General features: G+C 67.4%; 24 protein-coding genes and 1 tRNA gene. 17 read left to right on the top strand and 8 right to left on the bottom strand.

Annotated elements, in window-relative coordinates; all coding sequences use genetic code 11:
* Nucleotides 1-8 precede the first annotated feature (8 nt).
* Complete coding sequence (gene argS, locus FHU38_RS05960) at nucleotides 9-1,664, bottom strand: arginine--tRNA ligase (RefSeq protein ID WP_167167388.1); 1,656 nt, start codon at nucleotides 1,662-1,664, stop codon at nucleotides 9-11.
* 101 nt (nucleotides 1,665-1,765) lie between these two features.
* On the opposite strand from argS, the gene FHU38_RS05955 reads away from it, so the two are divergent.
* Both FHU38_RS05955 and FHU38_RS05950 read left to right on the top strand, forming a co-directional pair.
* Nucleotides 1,766-2,599: a DUF3105 domain-containing protein gene (locus tag FHU38_RS05955; protein ID WP_167167385.1), complete on the top strand. Its 834-nt coding sequence runs from the start codon at nucleotides 1,766-1,768 to the stop codon at nucleotides 2,597-2,599.
* A gap of 9 nt (nucleotides 2,600-2,608) precedes the next feature.
* Complete coding sequence (locus FHU38_RS05950; RefSeq protein WP_208416001.1) at nucleotides 2,609-3,334, top strand: DUF305 domain-containing protein; 726 nt, start codon at nucleotides 2,609-2,611, stop codon at nucleotides 3,332-3,334.
* A 6-nt stretch (nucleotides 3,335-3,340) separates the two neighbouring features.
* On the opposite strand, the gene FHU38_RS05945 is transcribed toward FHU38_RS05950, so the two are convergent.
* Nucleotides 3,341-4,255: a cation diffusion facilitator family transporter gene (locus FHU38_RS05945; RefSeq protein ID WP_167167379.1), complete on the bottom strand. Its 915-nt coding sequence runs from the start codon at nucleotides 4,253-4,255 to the stop codon at nucleotides 3,341-3,343.
* A gap of 225 nt (nucleotides 4,256-4,480) precedes the next feature.
* Here FHU38_RS05945 and FHU38_RS05940 point away from each other — a divergent pair.
* The 3 genes from FHU38_RS05940 to FHU38_RS27910 all read left to right on the top strand — a co-directional run bounded on the left by FHU38_RS05940 (nucleotide 4,481) and on the right by FHU38_RS27910 (nucleotide 5,899).
* Nucleotides 4,481-4,553, top strand: a tRNA-Arg gene (locus FHU38_RS05940).
* A 211-nt stretch (nucleotides 4,554-4,764) separates the two neighbouring features.
* A complete protein-coding gene (locus FHU38_RS05935) occupies nucleotides 4,765-5,307 on the top strand; it encodes a hypothetical protein (protein ID WP_167167376.1) in 543 nt (180 codons plus the stop codon).
* A 94-nt stretch (nucleotides 5,308-5,401) separates the two neighbouring features.
* Nucleotides 5,402-5,899, top strand: a complete 498-nt coding sequence (locus FHU38_RS27910) for a YcxB family protein (protein ID WP_167167373.1) — start codon at nucleotides 5,402-5,404, stop codon at nucleotides 5,897-5,899.
* Between the two features lie 10 nt (nucleotides 5,900-5,909).
* Here the strand turns inward: FHU38_RS27910 and FHU38_RS05925 are convergent, their stop codons facing one another.
* Nucleotides 5,910-6,368 (bottom strand): nuclear transport factor 2 family protein, encoded by a 459-nt coding sequence (locus FHU38_RS05925; RefSeq protein ID WP_167167370.1) that lies wholly within the window; start codon nucleotides 6,366-6,368, stop codon nucleotides 5,910-5,912.
* Between the two features lie 146 nt (nucleotides 6,369-6,514).
* Between FHU38_RS05925 and FHU38_RS05920 the strand changes: the two genes are divergently transcribed.
* From FHU38_RS05920 to FHU38_RS05905, 4 genes are all read left to right on the top strand, one after another.
* Entirely contained in the window at nucleotides 6,515-7,033 is a 519-nt protein-coding gene (locus FHU38_RS05920) for a hypothetical protein (RefSeq protein WP_167167367.1), read from the top strand.
* Nucleotides 7,034-7,109: 76 nt separating this feature from the next.
* Nucleotides 7,110-7,961: a DUF4097 family beta strand repeat-containing protein gene (locus FHU38_RS05915; protein WP_167167364.1), complete on the top strand. Its 852-nt coding sequence runs from the start codon at nucleotides 7,110-7,112 to the stop codon at nucleotides 7,959-7,961.
* A gap of 30 nt (nucleotides 7,962-7,991) precedes the next feature.
* Nucleotides 7,992-8,954, top strand: coding sequence for an ATP-binding cassette domain-containing protein (locus tag FHU38_RS05910; protein WP_167167361.1), 963 nt, complete (start codon nucleotides 7,992-7,994; stop codon nucleotides 8,952-8,954).
* Nucleotides 8,951-9,742, top strand: coding sequence for an ABC transporter permease (locus FHU38_RS05905; protein ID WP_167167358.1), 792 nt, complete (start codon nucleotides 8,951-8,953; stop codon nucleotides 9,740-9,742). Before FHU38_RS05910 ends, FHU38_RS05905 begins: the two co-directional genes overlap by 4 nt.
* A gap of 82 nt (nucleotides 9,743-9,824) precedes the next feature.
* On the opposite strand, the gene FHU38_RS05900 is transcribed toward FHU38_RS05905, so the two are convergent.
* Nucleotides 9,825-10,712, bottom strand: coding sequence for a PhzF family phenazine biosynthesis protein (locus FHU38_RS05900; protein ID WP_167167355.1), 888 nt, complete (start codon nucleotides 10,710-10,712; stop codon nucleotides 9,825-9,827).
* A 110-nt stretch (nucleotides 10,713-10,822) separates the two neighbouring features.
* On the opposite strand from FHU38_RS05900, the gene FHU38_RS05895 reads away from it, so the two are divergent.
* Entirely contained in the window at nucleotides 10,823-11,422 is a 600-nt protein-coding gene (locus tag FHU38_RS05895) for a carboxymuconolactone decarboxylase family protein (protein WP_167167352.1), read from the top strand.
* Between the two features lie 186 nt (nucleotides 11,423-11,608).
* Nucleotides 11,609-12,055 (top strand): hypothetical protein, encoded by a 447-nt coding sequence (locus FHU38_RS05890; RefSeq protein ID WP_167167349.1) that lies wholly within the window; start codon nucleotides 11,609-11,611, stop codon nucleotides 12,053-12,055.
* A gap of 93 nt (nucleotides 12,056-12,148) precedes the next feature.
* Here FHU38_RS05890 and FHU38_RS27905 read toward each other — a convergent pair whose 3' ends face one another.
* Complete coding sequence (locus FHU38_RS27905) at nucleotides 12,149-13,366, bottom strand: sensor histidine kinase (RefSeq protein WP_167167346.1); 1,218 nt, start codon at nucleotides 13,364-13,366, stop codon at nucleotides 12,149-12,151.
* Between the two features lie 193 nt (nucleotides 13,367-13,559).
* Here FHU38_RS27905 and FHU38_RS05880 point away from each other — a divergent pair, with 193 nt between their 5' ends.
* The 6 genes from FHU38_RS05880 to FHU38_RS05855 all read left to right on the top strand — a co-directional run bounded on the left by FHU38_RS05880 (nucleotide 13,560) and on the right by FHU38_RS05855 (nucleotide 18,968).
* Nucleotides 13,560-13,937, top strand: a complete 378-nt coding sequence (locus tag FHU38_RS05880; protein ID WP_167167343.1) for a response regulator transcription factor — start codon at nucleotides 13,560-13,562, stop codon at nucleotides 13,935-13,937.
* Nucleotides 13,934-15,028, top strand: a complete 1,095-nt coding sequence (locus FHU38_RS05875; RefSeq protein WP_167167340.1) for a HEAT repeat domain-containing protein — start codon at nucleotides 13,934-13,936, stop codon at nucleotides 15,026-15,028. The genes FHU38_RS05880 and FHU38_RS05875 overlap by 4 nt, the downstream gene beginning before the upstream one ends.
* Nucleotides 15,025-16,458: a glycosyltransferase family 2 protein gene (locus FHU38_RS05870; RefSeq protein ID WP_167167337.1), complete on the top strand. Its 1,434-nt coding sequence runs from the start codon at nucleotides 15,025-15,027 to the stop codon at nucleotides 16,456-16,458. Before FHU38_RS05875 ends, FHU38_RS05870 begins: the two co-directional genes overlap by 4 nt.
* A 90-nt stretch (nucleotides 16,459-16,548) precedes the next feature.
* Nucleotides 16,549-17,679, top strand: a complete 1,131-nt coding sequence (locus FHU38_RS05865) for an FtsX-like permease family protein (protein ID WP_167167334.1) — start codon at nucleotides 16,549-16,551, stop codon at nucleotides 17,677-17,679.
* Nucleotides 17,676-18,371 carry an ABC transporter ATP-binding protein gene (locus FHU38_RS05860; protein ID WP_167167331.1) on the top strand — a complete coding sequence of 232 codons (696 nt, stop codon included), beginning with the start codon at nucleotides 17,676-17,678 and terminating at the stop codon, nucleotides 18,369-18,371. The genes FHU38_RS05865 and FHU38_RS05860 overlap by 4 nt, the downstream gene beginning before the upstream one ends.
* Nucleotides 18,372-18,380: 9 nt before the next feature.
* A complete protein-coding gene (locus tag FHU38_RS05855) occupies nucleotides 18,381-18,968 on the top strand; it encodes a TetR/AcrR family transcriptional regulator (protein ID WP_167167328.1) in 588 nt (195 codons plus the stop codon).
* Here FHU38_RS05855 and FHU38_RS05850 read toward each other — a convergent pair.
* From FHU38_RS05850 to FHU38_RS05840, 3 genes are read right to left on the bottom strand one after another with little or no spacing between them, the layout of a single operon-like run.
* The gene (locus tag FHU38_RS05850) at nucleotides 18,946-19,779 is read right to left on the bottom strand and encodes a carbohydrate ABC transporter permease (RefSeq protein ID WP_167167325.1); all 834 of its coding nucleotides are present in this window, start codon (nucleotides 19,777-19,779) and stop codon (nucleotides 18,946-18,948) included. The genes FHU38_RS05855 and FHU38_RS05850 overlap by 23 nt on opposite strands.
* Before the next feature lies 1 nt (nucleotide 19,780).
* Nucleotides 19,781-20,671 (bottom strand): carbohydrate ABC transporter permease, encoded by an 891-nt coding sequence (locus FHU38_RS05845; protein WP_167175604.1) that lies wholly within the window; start codon nucleotides 20,669-20,671, stop codon nucleotides 19,781-19,783.
* A 32-nt stretch (nucleotides 20,672-20,703) separates the two neighbouring features.
* A complete protein-coding gene (locus FHU38_RS05840; protein ID WP_167167322.1) occupies nucleotides 20,704-22,011 on the bottom strand; it encodes an extracellular solute-binding protein in 1,308 nt (435 codons plus the stop codon).
* Nucleotides 22,012-22,171: the final 160 nt, after the last annotated feature.

Raw genomic sequence — 22,171 nt, 5'->3', positions numbered from 1 at the left:
CCTTTACGCTACATCCGTTCCGGGGCGCTGACCCCGAGCAGCGAGAGTCCGTTGGCGAGCACCTGTCGGGTGGCTTCGCACAGTGCAAGGCGGGCGTAGGTGAGCGGGGTCGCTTCCTCGTCGCCCTGGGGAAGCACCCGCGCCACGTCGTAGAACTTGTGGTACGCCGACGCGAGCGATTCCAGGTAGCGGGCGACGCGGTGCGGTTCGCGCAGCCCCGCCGCCTTCTTCAGCACGGTGGGGAACTCACCGATGGTGCGGATGAGGTCCCCTTCCCTTGGGTGGGTCAGCAGGCTGACATCGGCGTCCGCCCTCGTATGCAGGCCCAACTCGGCCGCGTTGCGCTGCAGTGACGCCAATCGGGCGTGGGCGTACTGCACGTAGAACACCGGATTGTCATTGGTGTGCTTGCGCAGCAGGTCCAGGTCGATGTCCACCACGGAATCGACCGAGTAGCGCGACAGCTCGTAGCGTGCGGCGTCGACCCCCACCGCCTCCACGAGGTCGTCAAGGGTGACGACGTTGCCCGCCCGCTTGCTCATCCGCACCGGCTTACCACCGCTGATGAGGTTCACCATTTGACCGATCAGTACCTCGACGGTGTCGGGGCTGTGCCCGAGCGCCGCGGCGGCGGCCTTGAGCCGGGCGATGTAGCCGTGGTGGTCGGCGCCGAGCATGTACACGCACAGGTCGAAGCCACGGTCGATCTTGTCGCGCAGGTATGCGATGTCAGCGGCGATGTAGGCCGGCGTGCCGTCGCGCTTGATCACCACGCGGTCCTTGTCGTCGCCGTGCTCGGTGGAGCGCAGCCACCACGCGTCCGCTTCGAGGTACAGGCTGCCCGCGCCCTTCAATTCCTCGACAACCCCGGTGACCGCGCCCGAGTCGTGCAGCGAACTCTCCGAGAAGTAGACATCGAAGTCGGTGCCGAACTGGTGCAGGCTGCGCTGGATCTCCTCCAGCATCAGCTCAACGCCGAGACGGCGAAACGTCGCGTGCCGCTGCTGCTCCGGCAGCGAAAGCGCGTTCGGTTCCTTGCGCAGGACCTCGGCGGCGATGTCGTCGATGTAGCTGCCCGCGTAGCCGTCCTCCGGGACGGGTTCGCCGAGCGCGGAAGCGATCAGCGACTGGGCGAAGCGGTCGATCTGCGCTCCGGCGTCGTTGATGTAGTACTCGCGGGTGACCCCGGCGCCCTGCGCGGACAGCAGCCTGCCGAGCGCGTCGCCCACCGCCGCCCAGCGCGTGCCGCCCAGATGGATCGGGCCGGTGGGGTTGGCCGAGACGAACTCCAGATTGATCTTCTTGCCCACCAGGTCGTCACCGCGGCCGTAGCGCTCCCCCTCCGCGAGCACGTCGCGCAGGAGCCGACCCTGCGCGTCGGCGGCAAGCCGGACGTTGACGAAACCGGGGCCTGCCACCTCGGCCGAGGCGATCCCATCGGCCAGTGCCAGTTCCTCCGCCAACGCCTGCGCCAGTTCGCGCGGTCGCAGCCCCGCCCGCTTCGCCACTTGCAGCGCCAGGTTGGTGGCGTAGTCTCCGTGCTCAGGGTTGCGCGGTCGCTCGACCGTGATGGTGCCGGGCAGGACGTCGGCATCGACGCCGCGCGCCCGTAGCACCTTCGTGGCGGACGAACGAACCTGGTCAGCGAGAGCAGCGGGGGTCACCAGGCGAGTGTATGTGCCGCGGCGGCGGGCGTTGACACCGACCACATGGCCGGTCCCTACACTTCGTAGGCGGCATATCCCTCGGACGGAACGCAGGAGCCATGGCCAGCGGCACGAAGAGAAAAGGCACCTCCAAGTCGAGTGCCGTCAAGGCGGCCCGCGGTTCGGTGGTCGCCAAGAAGCACACCCCGTGGGGCACGATCATCTCCGTCGTCGCCATTCTGCTGCTCGCGGTGGGGGTCTTCGGCTACTACTACGTCGCGTCCAGCGACAAGCGGGAGCAGCGCGACCGGGAAGAGGCCGCCGCGGCGTCGTTCACGCCCTCCGAGCGCAACCCCGACCCGTCGAAGGGCATCCAGGGTGTGAAGACCGAGCAGTACGCGGGTGGAGCCCACGTGCTGCCGACAGAGCGCGTCGCCTACGACAAGAATCCACCGTTCGGAGGCCCGCACGACGGCGTCTGGGCCACCTGTTCCGGTGTGGTGTACCCCAACGCCGTGCGCACCGAGAACATGGTGCACTCACTCGAACACGGGGCGGTGTGGATCGCCTACAACCCCGACCACATCAACGGTGAGGCACTGGAGCAGCTCCGCGTGCGGGTGGACGGCAAGCCGTTCATGATGCTGTCGCCATACCCCGGCCTCGATTCCCCGATCTCGCTGCAGTCGTGGGGCCACCAACTCAAGGTCGACAGCGCGGAGGACGAGCGCATCGACCAGTTCATCGCGGCGCTGCGACGCAATGCCAGCACCTACCCCGAGGTGGGGGCTACCTGCGACTCCCAGCAGTTCGACGTCGCCAACCCGCCCGCGTTCAACCCGCAACCGCCAGGACCGGACGCCAAGCCGATGGACTACAAGGGCACCGAGGGCGCCGCGCAGGACAATATGGGCAGCAACCAGCCCCAACCGGGCTCGCCCGCGGGAAGCTGAGCCGTGACCTTGACACAGCCGCAGGAGACCGAGACCGGGGACGACGGGTCGCTGGCGGGCACCACCACCTGGTCACGTGTGGTGATCTTCGGCGCGGCGGCTTTGGCCGTGCTGTTGATCGGGGCCACGGTCGGGATGCTGATCACGCAGGCAAGGCAGTCCGAGCAGGCACCGACGCCGGCTGCGGGGTCGGTGGAGGTCGGCTTCGCCCAGGACATGTCGATGCATCACCTGCAGGCGGTGACCATGGCGAACCTGGCACGCGACCGCAGCACCGATGGCAAGATCGCCCAGCTCGCCTTCGACATCGGCAGCACGCAGCTGGAGCAGGTCGGGCGGATGAAGGGCTGGCTGATGCTGTGGGACCAGCCCGAGGATTTGTTGGGTGAGCCCATGACCTGGATGGAGCAGCCACAGGGACACGGCGGGCACGACGCGGGCTCCGGCGGTGACGCCGGCTCCCGAGGCGGTGCGCCCATGCCGGGTATGGCCACCAGTGACGAGCTGGCCAAGCTGCGTTCGTTGTCCGGCAAGGAACTGGACGTGTACTTCCTGCAGCTGATGCTGCGCCATCACCAAGGTGGGGCCGACATGGCGCGGTACGCCTACGACCACGCCGAAATTCCTGCCGTGCGCACGCTCGCCGACAGCATGCTCAAGTCGCAGGGTACGGAGATGGAGCTGATGCGGCAGCTGCTGGCCGAGCGCGGCGCGAAACCGCTCCCGTTCCCCTGAGCGGGCTCACCAGGAGAGTTGCGCGCAGCGGCGGGCGGATTCCCTCGGCTCGACCTGCAAGGTGGCGTGCTCGATCGAGTAGCCCGTCGAGAGCAGTTTCTGCGCGGCGGCCAGCACAGCGGGTGTGTCGGTCTCCGCGTGGACGGTCAGGTGTGCCGAGGCCACCTCCATGCCGGAGGTGAGCGTCCAGACGTGCAGATCGTGGACGTCCTCCACACCGGGCAGGCGAGCGAGTTCGGCGTTCAGCTTGGCGACGTCCACCCCTTGCGGCGCGTGCTGGAAGAGAATGCGCAACGCCCTGCGTGCCAGCACCACGGTGCGCGGGAGCACGAACAACCCGATGGCCACACCCGCGATGGGGTCCGCGTAGCGCCAGCCGGTGAGCAGGGTGACGGTGCCGCTGACCAACACCCCCAACGAACCGATCAGGTCGGCGATCACCTCGAGGTAGGCGCCCCTGACGTTGAGGCTCTCCCTCGCGCCGCCGCGCAGCAGCAGGAAGGCGACCACGTTGGCGCACAGGCCCGCGACGGCGACCAGCAGCACCGGAAGCCCGGGAACGGCGGGTGGGTCGCCGATCCTGGCGACCGCCTCGAAGGTGACGTATCCGGCGACGCCGAACAGCAACACCGCGTTGCCGAGCGCGGCGAGCACCTCGGCGCGGTACATGCCGAACGTGCGGTTGAACGTGGGGCCGCTGCGGCGCGCGAGCAGCACCGCGGTCAGCGCCATGCCGACGCCGAGCACGTCGGTCAGCATGTGGGCGGCGTCGGAGATCAGCGCCAGCGAGGAGGTCGCAAGACCGACAACCAACTCGAGCGTCAGAAACGCGGCTCCGATGACCAAGGCGGCGGCCAGTTGGCGTACGTAGCGCCCTGATGCGCTACCCGCCGCAGGCAGGTGCCCGTGGCCGTGGCCCATCGCCTCGCCTCCTTCATCGGTTCAGCAGTCCCACCAAGGAACATATATTGGTATGCGCATAAGTGCAATACAGGTGAGGCTGGCCTACTGACCCTACTGCTGACGTACCCGATCGCGGGAGGAACAGCACACGCATACGCCCTTAAGGTGTAGTGACCAAACCCAGGCCCACCCATGGGAGGCCACAGGGTGATGCGCTAAGCTGCACTGGTCGCACAGCGATGGGCCCTCGTAGCTCAGTGGATAGAGCACTGCCCTCCGGAGGCAGGTGTCGCAGGTTCGAATCCTGCCGAGGGCGCCCCTTGCTGATATGCACAAACCCGCCACCACCAGCAGGAACGCCGGTAGAGGCGGGTTTTTTGCTGCCAGGGCGAACACGGACGGACTCCGCCGACCACGGGTGGCCGTGGACAATGCCTGGACAGCTCCCCGGTGGCTTGACGGCGTCTCGCCGCGACAGGCCACCGCGACGGCATCGTCACGGAACTCACGCGGACAGGGCTTGGGAAATGACCGAACCCGACAAGACGTACGACCCGACCAGGCACCCCGACCTGCTCAGGTGGATTGGTGAGCGCCAGCACGACCACGAAAGGTGGGCCGAACAGACCTCCTACGCGGGCGTGCTGGACTTTACCCCGGCGTCCTTGGGGATCGTGGACGATCTGATCCGGGAATTCGCGAACAGCATGGAAGAGCTCACCGACCAGCGCATGACGGCCTTCATCCAGGGCGCGATCTGGTACGTGGGAGAGGTGTTCCGCCGCCACCGAAAGATGGTGTGGAAGTACATCCCCGACATCGTCAGCGGGGAGCTTGAGCCGTTCTTCGACGCGGCCGGGGAGACGTCGGCGCTCGACCACCCCTGCGTCGGTGCCCCCGATGACCCGGAAAGCTACCTGTACCCGCTGAACGTGCTCCGCCGAATCCTCCTCACTCAGGACGAGGTCGGCAACCCTGTAGAGGAAACGCTGTCGTCGATCTTCGACCAGCCCTTCGATGACGACGAAGACGACGGCGAGGAGCTGGACCCGACCGGCGGTTGGCGATGATCCCGGCCCGTGCGCCGATGTGGGCGGGTACCCATGGCTGGCCAGGCGCGCGGCACCCACCATGCGAGCCCACCAAGCGGTCTAGGCTGCCCGCGTGCAAATTTCGATGAAGGTTCCCTACGACGAGAGTCAGCTGCGACGGACACTCCGGTTCCTGTTCGAGCGTCGGATGCCCTCGGCGCGGCCGCAGGGCGTGGCTCTTGTGGCCCTCGGCGGTGTAGGCGTCGGCGCCGCCAAGTTCACCGACATGTTCAGTGACAGCGCACTGCTGTTCTGGGCATCGTCCGCGCTGATCTCGTGTGGGGTCATGATGTTCTTCATCGCACGGATTTCGGTTCGCTCGGCAATGCGGACACTTCCCGGCTACTTTCGACTGGACCAGCAGGTGCTGATCGACAGCGAATGGCTCACCGTGAGTTCGACGGGCTGCGAGTCACGGATGCACTGGTCCTGGGCCGAAGAAATCGTGGAGACCGCCGAGGGCTGGTACGCGCTGTTCGGCAAGTCGCACGTTCAGTTGCTGCCCAAGAACGCGATGTCCACCGAGGAGCAGGCCGCGTTCGGCCAGTTCGCCGCGACTCTCAAGAAGTAGGCGCGCTCACTCATCCGCGAACATGCCTGCTGGTATCGCCTACCAGGTCCGGTATCAGCTCGAGCGTCCTCCACCACCACCGTCCGTCCACACGCTCGAACGTGCCGTTGAAACGCGCGTAGATGATCGGTTGCAGTGGGAAGTCCGGAAGTGCCTGCCAGATGCTGGCGTAGCTTGTGAAGGAAGCAGTCCCTGCCTCGTCGTCGACATCGATTACGGCGTTCGTGAGCTGGTGCTTGGTGTGCGGTCGTCCGTCGTAGAGAATCACGTGATCGGCAAGCCAGCGGCGAGCCGGCTCCGAACCCGACTCATCGGCGAACGGCCACGTCCCGTGCTCCCACAGCCTCGCGACACCCTCGAAGTCGGCGGTATCGATAGCCTCGCAATAGGCGCAAAGCGTACGCCAGATCTCCTCTTCCGAGTCATATGAAGGCTTCCCGTGTGCTTGCGGGACCTCGATCGGAACCATCCCCTTCTCGCTCTTCCGAAGCGCCTCACATCCGACCACCGCATGGAACCATCCGCGATGGTGCCTGGACCAGGCAGTCGCCGCAGTGGCGACAGGTGGCGCCACCGTGGCTTGTCATGGCGCCATATATGTGCCATAGTGGCGCCATGGACTTGACACCGTATGTGGATTTCCTCGGCCGGGAACTGGCGACCGCCGCCGAGGCCGGAGGCGAGGAGGCCCGCGCGCTGGCCGAGCGGTTGGCAGGGCCGGTCGAGTCGGCACTGCGGCTGACCCTGCTGGAGGCACTGTCGGCCGCCGCCGACGAGATCACCCGTGACCTCGCGCCGGGTTCGGTGGAGGTGCGGTTGCGGGGCCGCGACCCGCAGTTCGTGGTGACGCCCCCGCCTTCGGAGTCCACACCCGCCCCGGCCACGCCGGAGCCCGCGCCGGTCCCGGAGACCGCAGCGGCGAGCGCCGACGAAGCCGCCACCGCTCGGATCAACTTCCGGCTCCCTGAACACCTCAAGACCTCGATCGAACAAGCGGCAGCGAAGGAAGGCCGCTCGGTCAACGCGTGGCTCGGCCGGGTCGCCTCGGCCGCGTTGCGGCAACCCACCCAGAACCGAGCCATGGAACAGCGCGGCGGCAGGGGCAAGCAGCACTACACCGGCTGGGTCAGCTAGCCGCCCGGCAGGCACCACTTTCTCAAGCGTTCTCACCAGCGAGAACGTCCATCTCACCTGTTAGAAGGGGACAGCTATGCCCAAATTCGATACGCCGGAACCGATCATCGTGACCCTCGATCTGAGTGTCGCCAACGTACGGTTCATCGCGAGCGATCGCACCGACACGGTGGTCGAGGTGACCCCGACCAACGAGAACGAACCATCGGATGTGAAGGCGGCCAAGCAGGTGCGCGTCGAGTACTCGGCGGGCACGCTGCTGATCAAGGGTAGGAACCCGCGCCCGTTCGAGCACCTGTCAACCAAGAGCTGGTCGGTGGACCTGACCATCGAACTACCCGAGGGCTCCCAGGTGCAGGCCGACGCGGCCGTCGGTGAGTTCCAGTCGACCGGCCGGCTCGGCGAATGCCGGTTCAAATCCTCGGCAGGCCACGCACGGCTCGACCGCACCGGGCCGCTACGGCTGAACACCTCCGCCGGGCACGTCTCGGTCGAGGGTGTCGCCGGCGATGCCGAGGTGACCACAGGAACCGGACGAATCCGGATCGGTGCGATCGACGGCGGTGCCACGATCAAGAACTCCAACGGCAACACCGACATCGGCGCGATCGGTGGCGAGGCTCGGGTGCGCTCGGCGAACGGCGACATCGCGGTGGAGCGAGCCAGTGGCGGAGTGAACGCGAAGACCGCCAACGGGTCCATCCGCATCGGTGAGGTCACCCACGGTTCCGTGGTGCTCGAAACCTCGACCGGCGACCTGGAAATCGGCGTCGGTGCGGGTGTCTCGGCATGGCTGGATGCGAGGACCAACTTCGGGCAGCTGCGCAACGCACTGGAAGAGACGTCGGAGCCGTCGGAGAAAACAGGCGAGACGGTGGAAGTACGCGCGCACACCGGATTCGGCGACATCGCCATACACCGGGCCTGAACCCGGTTCGCGACGATTAAGGGGATCTCTATGACGAACAAGACCGCCCGGCCTGCGATCACGGTGAGGGGGCTGCGGAAATCGTTCGGCGACAAGGTGGTGTTGGACGGAATCGACCTGACGGTTCCTCGGGGAACGATCTTCTCGCTGCTTGGCGCGAACGGCGCGGGCAAGACGACGATGGTCAAGATCCTGTCCACACTGCTCGCCCCGAATGACGGCCGGGCCGAGGTCGCCGGGCACGACGTGACTGGCGACCCGGACTCGGTGCGAGCGGCGATCGGGGTGACCGGCCAGTTCTCCGCGGTGGACAACCTGCTCACCGGTGAGGAGAACCTGCGATTGATGGCCGACCTGAATCATCTGTCCAAAACGGATGGAAGGCGGGCGGCGGCCGAACTGCTCGAGCGGTTCGGACTCGCCGAAGCGGCGCGGAAACCGGTGGCCACGTACTCCGGTGGTATGCGCCGGCGGCTGGATCTGGCCATGACACTGGTGGGCAACCCTCGACTGATCTTTTTGGACGAGCCGACCACCGGGCTGGACCCGCGAAGTAGGCGCGGAATGTGGCAGATCGTCCGAGAGCTTGTGGACGGCGGCGTCACCGTCTTTCTGACCACGCAGTACCTGGAGGAGGCCGACGAACTGGCCGACCGGATCGCGGTCCTGGAGGGCGGCAAGCTTGTCGCCGAGGGCACCTCGGAGGAGCTGAAGCGCCGGATTCCCGGCGGCCATGTCGAGCTTCGGTTCACCGAACTCGTTTACTTCCAAGCCGCGCAACGGTTTCTCGGCCGGGCCGCGTACAGCGACGGCGACGCACTGTCGTTGCGGGTGCCTAACGACGGCAGCGTCCGGGAGCTGAAGGCGCTGCTGGACCGGCTCGACAGTGAGTCGATCGAGGTGGACGGGCTTTCCGTGCACACGCCGGACCTGGATGACGTTTTCCTCGCCCTCACCGGCGATTCCGACGACAAGAAGGTGACAGCCCGATGACCACCGCGATCGCGAGCCACCCGTTGCGCGATTCGGCGACGATGGTGCGCCGCAACCTGAGACGGATGGTGCGTTACCCGTCAATGACCGTGCAGCTCATCGCCATGCCGGTGCTGTTGCTGCTGCTGTTCGTGTACGTGTTCGGCGGCACGCTCGGCGCCGGGCTCGGCGGGGCTTCCGGCGGCCGTGCCGAGTACGTCAACTACGTGGTGCCCGCGATCCTGGTGATCACTATCGCGACCACCGTCCAGGGCACCGCGATATCCGTTGCCATGGACATGACCGAAGGAATCATCGCCCGGTTCCGCACCATGAACATCGCCAGGGTCTCGGTGCTGACCGGGCACGTGATCGGCAGTATCGTCCAGGCGCTATTGAGCCTGGCGGTGGTGACCGGGGTGGCGTTGCTGATCGGTTTCGAACCGCACGCCGACTTCGGTGACTGGCTGGCCCTCGGGGGTCTGCTCACCGCCGTCACGTTCGCACTAGTCTGGTTGACCGTGGCGCTCGGCCAGGCTTCGCGGACCGTCGAGGCGGCCAGCAACCTGCCGATGCCGCTGATGTTCCTGCCATTCCTCGGCAGCGGCTTCGTGCCGACGGACTCGATGCCCGAGGGTGTGCGCTGGTTCGCCGAGTACCAACCGTTCACCCCGATCATGGAATCCATCCGGGCGCTGCTGCTGGACCGGCCGCTCGGCAACGAGCTGTGGATCGCGCTGGCCTGGTGCACGGGCATCGCACTGGCCGGCTACTTCTGGGCGAAGCGGCTCTACAACCGCAAGGTCTAACCGGATGTCACAGCCGGCGGCTCGACCCGGTCGGGCCGCCGGCCTCGCATGCGGGGCGGGTCGCACGGCGCCGCGCGGAGAGTCAGTCCGGCATCGCCGCGGCCGTACCACTTACCGCGATGCCCGCATCTGGATCGGCGCTGATTCCCACGTGCAGGTCACTTGGGCGGCCCATGTCCTCTCCCTGACGGATGTGGATCGTGGCAGGCGGATCGATCAGGCGCAGTTGTCTGAGGTAGCCACCGAACGCCGCCGCCGCGGCACCCGTGGCCGGGTCCTCGAAAACTCCACCTGGAGGAAACGGGTCCCGCGCGTGAAACATGGTGGCCGACTCGCGCCACACCAGGTGGACCGTCGTCCAACCGCGGTCGGCCATGAGCGCGCCGAGAGCCCGTTGCTCGTAGTTCAGCTCGGCCAGCCGCGACCTGGTCGCGGCCCCCAACACCAGGTGGTCGTTGCCCGCGTTCGCGATGCGCGGCGGCAACGCCGGGTCCAGCTCGGCCGGGTCCCACCCCAGCGCGGCCAGGGCGGCGTCGAGATCGGTGTCAGCTACCTTTCGGACGCTCGGCGTCACGCTGGTCAGCGTGGCCCGAACGCGCCCGTTCTCCATGTCGGTGCGCACCGACACCTCACCCGCGCGCGTGGCCAGCGACAGCTCACCGGTTCCGCTGCGATCGGCGAGCGCCACCGCCGTCGCGATCGTGGCATGACCGCAGAAGTCGACCTCGGCGAGCGGGCTGAAGTAGCGCACCCGGAACCGATCCGCGGCCGTCTCGGCAGGATCGCGCAGCAGAAAGGCCGTCTCCGAAAACCCGACCTCGGCCGCGATGCGCAGCATGTGTGCCTCACTCATCCCGGTCGCGTCGAGGACCACGCCCGCCGGGTTGCCACCTCGCCCCGCTACGTCGAAAGCCGCGTAGCGCAGCACGCCGGTGAGGGGCTCGCTCTCGCTCGCTTCGGTCATCGTCATGCGACCACGATGCTGCGCACACCCTGCCTTTGTCGAGCGGATCTCCGGTTGTCACATTTCGATGCCGCGCGGTGTCCAATGGTGAACGGCCAATCGCTCGAGGAGGACACATGGCACCGCGTGTTCCGAAAGCACAGCTCACCGGCTTCACCGGCCGCGTGATCAAACTGATGAGCCGGAAGATGCTCGGCAAGGTGGCTGAACCCGTCGAGGTGGCGTGGCACAACCGCAAGGTGCTCAGGACGGCCATGTCGCTGGAGACCAAGCTGGAGAAGTGGGACGCCGTCGAGGAAAGCCTGAAGTCGTTCGCGCACATGGCTGTCGCGGCGCAGGTCGGCTGCGGGTGGTGCCTGGACTTCGGCTACTTCAAGGCACAGAACGAGAAACTGGACCTGGCCAAGGCCAGCCAGGTACCGCGCTGGCGCGAATCCGACGTGTTCACCCCGTTGGAACGGGACGTGCTCGAGTACGCCGAGGCGATGACGAACACGCCGCCGACGGTCACCGACGAACTGTCCGCGCGTCTGCTCGAACGGCTCGGCCCCGGCGGCATGGTCGAGCTCGCCGGGTACATCGCGTTCGCCAATCTGGTGACCAGGAACAACGCGGCGCTGGGAATCGAGTCGCAGGGCTTCTCCGACTCGTGCGAGATTCCGCTGGCCGAGGTTGCCCAACGGCGAGCGAGTTCGGGAACCGCATCGGCATCGTGACCGGCGCGACCCGAGGCTGCCGCGGGCGTCCAGTTTCGCGGCCACCCCGTGCCAAGGCTCTTATCGACCCGGCCCATACCCACTCGGGCAGTAGTTACTATCCGAGGTTTGACGTGTGCGTTCTGTGTTAAGCGCAGGCTGGAGCTCGACCGCGCTCCACTCCATTCCCGACGAAAGGAACTCACGATGCGCGGCAAACTGCGTGGCATGGTGGTGGTCACCCTGTTCACAGGCACACTGGTCGGTGCGGGCCAGGCCGCATTGGCGCAGGCGGACCCGCCGCCGCTGGACGACTCCCCCATCGCGTCGTCTTCGACGTCGGACGACCCGGAGACGCTGGCGAGTCGGGACGTCTCCGTCTACGCCTACGACTCGGCGAACCAGCTCAGAGGCAGTGGCCACTTCACCGCGCACGGAGAGCACCTCTACGCCTGCGACGAGCGTTCCGACGGCAGCGGCGTGACCGCGTACCTGTACTGGGACGGTGCGACGAGGGCGAGCGTGGGTGACAGCAACGGAGCCGCCAGCGGCTGCGGACACCGCAACCTCAGCATCGCCGAGAACACCACCGTGTGGCTGGCGGTGTGTGCCGAAGGGTTGGGCTGCACCGATTGGTACCGCGGCGAAGCCTGACCGAGAGCCGTGCCGCGACCCTGGTGGCGACAAAGCAACCAGCGTCGCGGCACGACCACACACCCGCCGCGCGCGGAGTAACCACCGATGGGTTCACCCCGGCTTGCCCGCGTCGTGCAGCTGACCCGCTCTGCCGCGCTGCCCCGCGGGCAGGGTGACCACGAAGGCGGCTCCGTCTTCGGTTGGCTCGTAGTGCACGTCCCCGTCTTGCGCCTCGCACAGCTGCCGCACGATCCAGAGGCCGAGGCCGGACGATCGGGCCGCATCGCCCGTAACGAATCGGTCGAACAGCTGTGACACCAGCTCGTCGGGAACTCCGGGGCCGAAGTCCCTGACCTCCACGCGCACCCGGTCGCCCTCGGCGCGAGCAGCGATGTGTACCGGCGGTCCCGCATGATGCAGCGCGTTCTGCGTCAGGTTGTGGATGATCTGCTCGAAGCGCTCTGGGTCCACCCTGACCCTGAGCCGAGGATCGACGTCCACGACGATGTCGTTTCGCTCGGAGAAGTACCCGAGCGCGTCTGCGACTGCCTCGGCAAGTGGCACGTCGGCCAGTTCGAGCTTCAGCTCGCCACCGGCCTCGACGCGGGAAAGGTCGAGCAGGCTGCCGGCGAGCCGGTTCAACCGTCTCGTCTGCCGCCTGGCGATGTCGACCATCGCGTGGCGCCGTTGCGGGGACAGCTCGCCCGCTTCCAGCGCGTCGAGTGCGAGGTCGAGCGCGGTGATCGGCGACCGCACGTCGTGGGCGAGGGTGGTGGTGAGCGCTTCCCGCCACTGTCCGGTGCGCCGAAGTTCCTCCTGAGCCTGGTTCAGGTAGCCAACCTGGCTTGTCACCAGCAGTGCCACCCCCACGATCACAGGGATCATCACGAAGACGGTGCTCACGACCACGGTGGGCCGCTCGGCGAGGATCAACGGCACCAGATAGGCGACGGTGCCGAGCGGGGCCGCGACCAAGGTCACCCAGTACGGGAAATGCAGGCCCAGCCAGATGAAGACCAGCAGCAGGAAGGGTGCCGCGACCGCCGCATAGCTGCCCATACCGAGCGTGGCCATCGCGATCAAGGCGAAAGCCGGGAGGACGAGAACGGCGGGCCACAGCTCGCCCCACCGCTGCCACGGCATCGACCACGCCAGCAGCCCGCAGAACAGGTTGGCGCCCGCGATCGAGGCCAGCAACAGGGTTTGCTCGGTGTAGACGAGGACTCCGAGGGCGGTGGCCGCGGCGGCCAGCGTGAAGAGCAGCCCGGCTTGGCGGCCTGCCGCACCGGGGCCGCTGGCCCACAGTTGCCTGAAATACCCGTTGGGCACAATCGCGACTGTAAGCGCTCGCCACGGCCCTCTGCCGCCTTCGCCGGGACGGCGAGGGGAGCTGTCCCACATCGAGGCCACCGTGACTACCGAATCAGGTGATACGCACCCGGTTCGCGCGTCAGCACGGCGGCAGCGGGAACGCCGATGTGGCGAACCACCTGGCACACGCGGCGGGCCCCGGGAGCGAGGCATGACCACGATTCTGGTCGTCGACGACGACGCCGACATCCGGGACCTGGTCGCGTTCAAGCTCGAGATGTCCGGCTACGACGTCAACACCGTCGGCGACGGGCCAGCCGCACTGTCCGCGATCGCCGACAACCAGCCCGATCTGGTTGTGCTGGACGTGATGATGCCCGGGATGTCCGGCTACGACGTCTGCCGCCAACTGCGAGAAGAACCCGCCACGAGACACCTGCCGATCATCATGCTCACAGCGAGGGCGCAGGACCGCGACGTCGACACCGGGTTCAGCTCGGGCGCCGACGACTACGTCGTCAAGCCGTTCAACCCGCAGGAACTCCTCCGCCGGGTCTCCGCCCTGCTCGGCAGAGCCCGCAGGCAATGAGGCTGTCGGCCACCGGCCTCATGGCCGTCGGCACCAGTGCGGTCGCGCTGGCGCTGGTGCTTGCTCTGATCGGCTGGCAGCTGGTCCGCAGGCGGCGGCAGCGACGACATGCCATCCGGGAAGCGCCCGGCAGGAGGTTGCTCGTCGCGCTCGCCTCGGGCGAGCGCGGTGCCGAGCAGGAGTTGCTGCGGCTGCCGGAGCGGTCATGGCGGGCGGCCGAACCGACCGCGACGCGGTTCATCGAGAAGCTCAGGGGTGAATCGCGTGACTCGCTCATCCGGGTCTTCGAAGGCAGGGGCGTGGCAAAGCGGGCGATGCGGCAGGTGCGTAGCCGGTCGGCTGTGCGGCGGGCCTCCGCGGCTGAAGTGCTCGGCGCGATGCGACGCAGAGAGGCGCTGGCGCCGTTGTGCGTACTGCTGGACGACCCGGCACCGGAGGTGCGGGTGGTGGCAGCGCGAGCACTCGGCAGGATCGGTGAGATGGCGGCCGTCGGGCCGCTCGTGGCAAGTCTGGACCGGGCGGGCCCGCCACAGCAGGTGATCGCTCACGCGTTGCTCGGCCTCGGCCAGGAGGCCGAGCGTCCAATGTTGGACACGCTCGCCACCACGGGGCCGCATGCCAGGGCGACCGTGGTGGAGGTGCTCGGGCTCTCCAGGGCACTGCGCTCGGTGCCCGCGCTCGTCGAGTTGCTGTGGCAGGACCCGGTGTTGGAGGTGCGGGTGCGGGTGGTGCGGGCACTGGGTCGCATCGGCAGCCGTGCCGCGCTGAGTCCGTTGCTGGCGGCGACGGAGCGAGGCGAGGCGACACCGCTTCGTACTGTGGCCGCTCGTGCGCTGGGTGACCTGGGTGATCCCTTTGCCGCCCCACGACTGGTGGAGTTGCTGTCCGAGCGGGTGCATCAGATAGCACACAACGCCGCGGAGTCACTGCTCGAACTCGGTGAGGCGGGTAGGGCGGGGCTGCGCGAGGCCGTCGGCCTCGGCGTCGAACCGGCGATGGGGCACGCGCGAGAGGCGCTGGCCCGCGACGAACTCAGGGCGGAACGGCTGCGGGCGGCGGGGGTGGCGGCAGGCGCGGGAGGTGAGCTGTGACCGAGGCGCTGCGGGTACTACTGCAGACAACCGACCTGCTTGTGCTTGTCTACTTCGCGGTGCTCAACTCCGTGTACGCGGCTTTGGTGATCATCGGCTCTGCCGAGCTCGCAGCACACGTGCGACGCGAACGGTTCTCCGGGCTGGAAGAGATCTACCGCAGCCCGCTGACCCGGCCGGTGAGCGTGCTCATCCCGGCGCACAACGAGTCCGCGGGAATCATCGAATCGGTGCGCGCGATGCTCTCGCTTCGCTACCCGGAGCACGAGGTAGTGGTGGTGGACGACGGGTCGACCGACGACACCTTCGAGCGACTTCGCGAGGAGTACGACCTCGTGGAGATACCCATGATGGTCCCCGACGACGTGCCAACCAGGAAGCGAATCAACTCGACGCATGTTCCCCGGCTGAGGCAGGACCGGCTGGTGGTCGTGCGCAAGGACAACGGCGGCAAGACCGATGCGCTCAATGTCGGCCTGAACGTGGCGAGCTATCCCCTGGTGTGCATGGTGGACGCCGACGGCATACTCGACCCCCGAGCGCTGCTGTGGGCAGCCAAGCCGTTCGCCGACGACCCGCTTCGGGTGGTGGCCACGGGCGGGGTCGTCCGGCTGGCCAACGGCTGCACCGTGATCGCGGGCAGGGTCGTGGACGTTCGGATGCCCCGACGCTGGCTGGCGCGCATCCAGGTGGTCGAGTACCTGCGATCGTTCCTGTTCGGCCGCACCGGGTGGTCACGGATCGGCGGGTTGATCGTCATCTCAGGTGCCTTCGGGGTGTTCCGGCGCGACCTCGTGGTCAACTCAGGCGGGTTGCGGTACGACACCGTCGGCGAGGACGCCGAACTCGTCGTACGTCTGCACCACAAGTTGCTGCGCGAGCACGCCGACTACCGGATCGAATTCGTCGGTGAACCGATCGCCTGGACCGAGGCTCCAGAGACGTTCAATGTCCTCGGCAGGCAGCGCAAGCGCTGGCACCGCGGGCTCGCCGAGATCATGTCCATCCACCGGAAAATGATCGGCAACCCGCGATACCGGCAGGTGGGGATGATGTCGATGCCGTTCTACCTGCTTTTCGAGCTCCTCGCGCCGATCGTGGAACTGGCCGGCCTGATCCTCATCCCGGCGGGCATCCTGCTCGGGGCCGTCAACGTCGACTTCGCGTGGCAGTTTCTGTTGCTGGCCTACGCCTACGCGACGCTCGTCACCGTGTCCTCGATGCTGATCGAAGAGATCATCTACCACCGGTTCAACCGCACCAGCGACGTGGTCGTCGCCGCGATCGCCGCGTTGTTGGAGAACATCGGCTACCGGCAGTTCACCGCGTGGGCGCGGCTGCGGGGCCTGTGGGCCGCGATCAGGCAGCATCCCGCCACCTGGGGTGAGATGACGCGGCGTGGCTTCACCGAGGCCGAGTCACACCGCTGAGTTCGGTTGTCGACCGCCCTCGAATTTTGCCGACATGGCGTTGGTATGATGCCGACAGTCTGTCCGCAAACTTCGGCGATCGGGTAATCGATGTTCCTTGCCGTCCGCGAACTACGGTTCGCCCGTGCCCGTTTCGGGCTCATGGGGGCCGTCGTCGCGCTCATCGCGGTGCTGATGGTGCTGCTCTCCGGCCTTTCCACCGGCCTGGTCAACGACGGTGTCTCCGGCCTGCAACGGCTGCCCGTCACGACGTTCGCCTTCGCCGAAGGGGTGCAGCGCGATTCCGCGTTCTCCCGCAGCGAGATCGACACCCGGACGGCGAGCGTATGGAAGGGCCAGGACGGGGTCGCCGAGGCGGAACCGTTCGGCAACATGCTGGTCAACGCCCGCAACGGCGACGGTGTGCAGATCGACCTCGCGCTGTTCGGCGTGCGGCCGGGGTCCTACCTCGACCCCGGTGCGGCGACCGGTGAGCGGATGACCGGCCCAGGCGAGATCGTCGTCAGTTCGACGGCGATCGACGCGGGTATCGCTGTCGGCGACACGGTTGTCGTCGACCGGCTCGGCACCCAACTGCGGGTGGTCGGGTCGCTTTCGGACCAGCACACGTTCGGCCACGTCGACGTCGGCTACGTGCCACTTCGCACCTGGCAGGAGATCCACGCGGGCAGCAGGCCAGGCGAGCCGGTGCCCGAGCGCGCCTACTCGGCCGCCACCGCGGTGGCCATCGCCGCGAAGGACGGCGCGACGCTCGACCTACCGGCTGGCGACCGGGCCGCCGGGACGCAGAGCATGACCGTCGAGGAGTCGTTCGGCGCCTCCCCCGGCTACACCGCGGAGACCTCCACGTTGACGCTCATCCAGGTCTTCCTCTACGCCATCTCGGCGCTCGTGGTCGGCGCCTTCTTCACGGTGTGGACGATCCAGCGGCGGCACGAGCTCGCCGTGCTGCGGGCGATCGGCGCCTCCACCGGCTACCTGTTGCGCGACGGGCTGGCTCAGGCGCTGATCCTGCTGGTGGCCGCCACGGCCGTCGGCGTCGCGATCGGCGTCGGCGGCGGCAGCCTGCTCGACGGCAGTGGGATGCCGTTCGCGCTCGACCCCTTGGCCGTCCTGCTGGCCGCCGTGCTGCTGGTGACGCTCGGCCTGCTCGGCGCGGCCACCGCCATCAAACGCATCACGGCCGTCGACCCACTCACCGCACTCGGAGGAAACCGATGACCGCCAACTCCGACACCACCGGCACGGGCGGGTTGCGGCTCAGCGATGTCAGCAAGACGCTCGGCGACGGCACCGAGACGGTGACCGCGCTCGACCACGTGAACCTCACGGTGTCGCCCGGCGAGTTCGTCGCCGTGGTCGGGCCTTCGGGTTCGGGCAAGTCGAGCCTGCTCGCGGTCGCTGGGGGGCTGTCCGCCCCGACGTCGGGCACCGTGACGGTGGGCGGCGTGGACATCACCCGGCTAAGCGATCGGCGCCGCACCCGGTTCCGCAGGGAGTCGGTGGGGTTCGTGTTCCAGTCCGGGAACCTGCTGCCCGCACTGACCGCCGTCGACCAGCTTCGCCTTCCCTCACGGTTCGCCAAGCGCCGCGCAGCTCGCGACCCACACGAATTGCTCGCCGGTGTTGGCATGTCCGACAAGGCGCGGCGCAGGCCGCACGAGTTGTCAGGCGGTGAGCGGCAACGAGTGGCCATCGCGAGGGCGCTGGTACTCGGTCCGAACCTGCTGCTCGTCGACGAACCCACCGCCGCGCTCGACCGCTCGCGCAGCCACGAGGTCGTGGAACTGCTGGCCAAGGAGACCCGGGAGTTCGGTGTGGCGACCGTGCTGGTCACTCACGACCACGACGTGCTGGGATACTGTGACAGCGTCTACGAGATGGTCGACGGCAGGTTAGCCGCGTCAGCTTGAGAGGGGCCCGTGCCCAGGATCAGCGCCGCCACCGTTGCCGAGCATCGGGCTCGGCAACGCAGGGCGATCCTGGATGCCGCGCGAGAGATCATCGCCGAGAACGGGCACGGTTCGCCGAGCCTGGCGGACGTCGCCAAGCGCACCGGCCTGGCACGCTCCAGCGTCTACCAGTACTTCGATTCCCGCGACGACCTGCTCACCGCCGTGATCGCCGACGTGCTGCCGCGCTGGGCCGACTACGTGACCGCCCGGATGCAGCAGGCCGAAGATCCCGGCGGCCGGGTGCTGGCCTACGTGTCCGCGAACCTGCATCTGGTGGCCACCGGCGAGCACGCGATCGCTCGAGCGCTGGCAGAGGTGGCTCCTCGGGAACCGCTGGCGCAGTCGAGCCGTGACATGCACAACGCACTGCTCGCCCCGGTGGTCGACGCGTTGCGCGAACTCGGCGCGAGCGACCCGGAGGCCATCGCGGAGCTGATCCAGTCAGTGGTGTACGCCGCCTCGCGCATGGTGGAGTCGGGCATGCCCGAACGCAGCGCGGTCGCGCACACCAGCGAGTTGCTCGCGCCCTACCTCACCTGCCGAAACCCGCGGTGAGCCCGCTGACCAACTGCTTGCGACCGAGGATGTACAGCGCCAGTACCGGCAGCGTGGACAGCACCACGGCGGCGAGGATCGCCGGAATGTTGACCTGGAACTGTCCCTGGAAACTCCACAACGCCAGCGGTAGCACGCGCTGGTCGGGACTCTGCGTGAGAATCAGCGGAAACAGGAAGCCGTTCCACACCGTCAGCCCGTCGTAGACAGCAACGGTGATCACCGCTGGCCGGACCAGCGGCAGCACGAGACTCACCAGCATCCGCCAGTGGCCCGCGCCGTCCAGCCGCATCGACTCGAACAGCTCGCCGGGCACATCGCGCAGGAAGTTGGCCAGGATGACGACTGTGAGCGGGATCGCGAACGCGGCGGAGGGCAGGATGATCGCCAGCAGTGTGTCGTAGAGCCTGGCCCGCGTGATGAGGTAGTACACCGGAATGATCACGGCCTGCAACGGGATGGCCAGACCGAGCAGGAACACCTTGTACGTAAGACCGGCGATCCGCCCGCTGCCCCGCACAACGTAGTACGCGGCCAGCAGCGAGACCGACACCGTGATGGCGACAGTGGCGAAGGTCACGACCAGGCTGTTCGACAGGTAGCGCAGGAAGTCGTTCTCCAGCACCAGCCGGTAGCTGTCCAATGTGGGCTCATCGGGCGGCAGCAGCGGGTTCGAGCTGTAGAAGCCAGTCTGGCTGCGCAGGCTGGTGAGTACCACGTAGTAGACCGGCAGCAGCACGATCAGCAGCCACAGCAGGCCGCCGAGCCCGCCGAGGACGTTGGGCCGGTTCGAGGCCCGCGCCGCCGCCATGTCAGGCACCCTCCAGTTGACTGCCGCGACCGAAACTCGCCAGCTTGGACAGTCCCAGCGCCAGCGCCAGCCCGGCGCCGACCAGGATCACCGCGAGCACGCTCGCCAACCCCATCTGGTTGGCGGAGAAGCCGTGCAGATACATGTCGAGCGGCAGGATGCGGGTCGCCTCGCCAGGGCCACCCGCGGTAAGCACGTAGACCAGATCGAAGTAGGTGAGCGAACCGACAAGCATGAGCGTTGACGAGGTGATGATCGTGTAGCGCAGCTGCGGCAGGGTGATGTGGAGGAACTGCCTCATCCGGCCCGCGCCGTCGATCTCCGCCGCCTCGTACAACGACCGCGGGATCTGCCGCACACCCGCCTGGTACAGCAGGGTGTGGAACGGCACGAACTGCCAGGCGATCACGAACACCACCACGTAGAGTGCGAGATCGGCGCCACCCAGCCAGTCCTGCGACAGCCACTCGGCACCGAAGGCCAGGCTCATCCCGAAGTTGGGGTCCAGCAGTGCCTTGAAGGCGATGGCGATCGCGGCCGACGACAGCAGCATCGGCAGGAAATACAGCACTCCGAGCACGGCACGGTAGCGGCCACGCGCCGCGACGAGCACGCCGAGCAGCAACGAGATGGGGGTCTGCACCAGCCAGCTCAGCACCATCACCTGCACGGACAGCCAGAGCGCGTGGTAGGTGCCGGGGTCGCGTAGCGCGCTCGCCCAGTTCGCCAGGCCCGCCCAGGTCATCGCGCCGATGCCGTCCCAGTTCAGCATGCTCAACACGACAACCCCACCGAGTGGCACCAGCGCGAAGACCGCGAAGAACGCCAGCGCGGGCGCCGCCATGACCGGGTGAGGCCCGGTGCGGCCGGTTTCGACCGCACCGGTTTTCATCCCCACCGCCGGGGAGTGGTCGACCACGGCGCTCACCGTTCGATCGTCTTGTCCATGTTCGCCGAGAACTGCTCCGGTGTGATCTCGTTGAGGAACAGTCGCTCCAGGTTGTTCAGCAGCGCGTCAGCCTGCTTCGGCGACAGTGCCTGGTCCCACGACAGCTGGAAACTCGGCGCATCGCTGGCCAACTCGTAGACGAAGGAGAGGTATTCCGGCTCGTCGGTACCGGCGAACTTGTCCTCGATGCCCGCGACCGGCGGCACTGAACCACCAGAGAGCAGGGTGTCCACATAGGCGTCGTTCATCATGCCGTTGCTGAGGTACTCCAGCGCCACGCGCTTGTCCTCGTCGCTGGCCTGCGCCGAAACCGCCCAGAAGTTGGCGGGGTTACCCACGATGTTCGCGGGGTCGCCCTTACCACCTTCGACGGTCGGGAAGGTGGTGTAACCCAGCTTGCCTTCGGCGATGAAGTCCGGCGCCGACTCCTTGATCGTGGGGTACGCCCAGGAGCCCATCAGCAGCATCGCCGCCTTCCCGGTGTAGAGCAGTGCGGAGTCGGCGGCGCTGTCGGAGGCGATGGAGTTGAAGCCCTTCACGAAACCGCCGGCGGCGACGAGTTCCTGGATCATGCGGTTCGCCTGCTTGATCGCGGGATGCGACCACGCCCCCGGCTCGTTGGCCGCGATGGCGTTGAACACCTCGGGCCCACCGATGCGGTCGACGAGGTACTCCTCCCACATCAGCTGCGGCCACTTGCTCTGCCCACCTATCGCCAGCGGGGCGATGCCTGCCTGCTTGAACTTCGGCACCAGCGCCATCAGGTCCTGCCATGTCCTCGGCGGCTCGGCACCAACCTTGGCGAAGACGTCCTTGTTGTAGTACAGCAGCACGGGTTGCATCCCGTTGTTGGGCAACGCGTAGGTCTTGCCTTCCACCTTGCCCGTCTCAAGTACCGAGGGCAGGAACTTGTCCACGAGCTGCGGCGACTTGTCGATCTCGGCACTGAGGTCGGCGACCTTGCCGCCCGCCACCCACTCCTTGAGCGTGCCGCCGCCCCAGCCGAAGATCAGGGTCGGTGCGTCGTTCGCGCCGATCGCCGTGCGGATCTTCTGCTTGTAGGCGTCGTTGGCGAAGAACTCCACGTTGATCGCCGAGTCGGGGTGACCTTCGTTCCACGACTCGAACGACGTGCGGATGGTCTGCTCGTCGCCGCCGGTGAGCGCCCACGCCGACGCACCGGAATTCGCGCCGGGACCACTCGTACCGCAGGCGGTGACCAGCGTCAGCAGCACGGTCACAGCCCCCGCCAGTAACGCCGAGCGCCGGTTGCCCAGTCTCATGGTGTTCCTTCCTCATCGAAGGATCGAAACTTTTCGGAAAAGTCCAAAAGAGTTGCAGCGCACCATATGGCGAGGAAACGCGCCAGTCAAGACACTGGCCAGGCAGCGAACTCGGGCTATAGTGGCCGCAAGTTTTCGAGAAATAGTTGCGGAGGTTGCT

The sequence above is a fragment of the Saccharomonospora amisosensis genome (assembly GCF_011761185.1).
In the GTDB taxonomy this organism is placed as follows: domain Bacteria; phylum Actinomycetota; class Actinomycetes; order Mycobacteriales; family Pseudonocardiaceae; genus Saccharomonospora_A; species Saccharomonospora_A amisosensis.
Note: the sequence above shows the minus strand (reverse complement) of the source record. Positions and strands in the feature narration are given on the sequence as shown.

Coding starts and splice junctions, on each gene's coding strand:
- FHU38_RS05850 (WP_167167325.1), bottom strand. CDS start 19,779: ATGGCGGCGGCGCGGGCCTCGAACCGGCCCAACGTCCTCGGCGGGCTC.
- FHU38_RS05890 (WP_167167349.1), top strand. CDS start 11,609: ATGCGCGGCAAACTGCGTGGCATGGTGGTGGTCACCCTGTTCACAGGC.
- FHU38_RS05935 (WP_167167376.1), top strand. CDS start 4,765: ATGACCGAACCCGACAAGACGTACGACCCGACCAGGCACCCCGACCTG.
- FHU38_RS05945 (WP_167167379.1), bottom strand. CDS start 4,255: ATGGGCCACGGCCACGGGCACCTGCCTGCGGCGGGTAGCGCATCAGGG.
- FHU38_RS05925 (WP_167167370.1), bottom strand. CDS start 6,368: ATGGTTCCGATCGAGGTCCCGCAAGCACACGGGAAGCCTTCATATGAC.
- FHU38_RS05955 (WP_167167385.1), top strand. CDS start 1,766: ATGGCCAGCGGCACGAAGAGAAAAGGCACCTCCAAGTCGAGTGCCGTC.
- FHU38_RS05845 (WP_167175604.1), bottom strand. CDS start 20,671: ATGAAAACCGGTGCGGTCGAAACCGGCCGCACCGGGCCTCACCCGGTC.
- FHU38_RS05920 (WP_167167367.1), top strand. CDS start 6,515: ATGGACTTGACACCGTATGTGGATTTCCTCGGCCGGGAACTGGCGACC.
- FHU38_RS05875 (WP_167167340.1), top strand. CDS start 13,934: ATGAGGCTGTCGGCCACCGGCCTCATGGCCGTCGGCACCAGTGCGGTC.
- FHU38_RS05900 (WP_167167355.1), bottom strand. CDS start 10,712: ATGACGATGACCGAAGCGAGCGAGAGCGAGCCCCTCACCGGCGTGCTG.
- FHU38_RS05910 (WP_167167361.1), top strand. CDS start 7,992: ATGACGAACAAGACCGCCCGGCCTGCGATCACGGTGAGGGGGCTGCGG.
- FHU38_RS05905 (WP_167167358.1), top strand. CDS start 8,951: ATGACCACCGCGATCGCGAGCCACCCGTTGCGCGATTCGGCGACGATG.
- FHU38_RS05860 (WP_167167331.1), top strand. CDS start 17,676: ATGACCGCCAACTCCGACACCACCGGCACGGGCGGGTTGCGGCTCAGC.
- FHU38_RS05840 (WP_167167322.1), bottom strand. CDS start 22,011: ATGAGACTGGGCAACCGGCGCTCGGCGTTACTGGCGGGGGCTGTGACC.
- FHU38_RS05865 (WP_167167334.1), top strand. CDS start 16,549: ATGTTCCTTGCCGTCCGCGAACTACGGTTCGCCCGTGCCCGTTTCGGG.
- FHU38_RS05915 (WP_167167364.1), top strand. CDS start 7,110: ATGCCCAAATTCGATACGCCGGAACCGATCATCGTGACCCTCGATCTG.
- FHU38_RS05895 (WP_167167352.1), top strand. CDS start 10,823: ATGGCACCGCGTGTTCCGAAAGCACAGCTCACCGGCTTCACCGGCCGC.
- FHU38_RS05880 (WP_167167343.1), top strand. CDS start 13,560: ATGACCACGATTCTGGTCGTCGACGACGACGCCGACATCCGGGACCTG.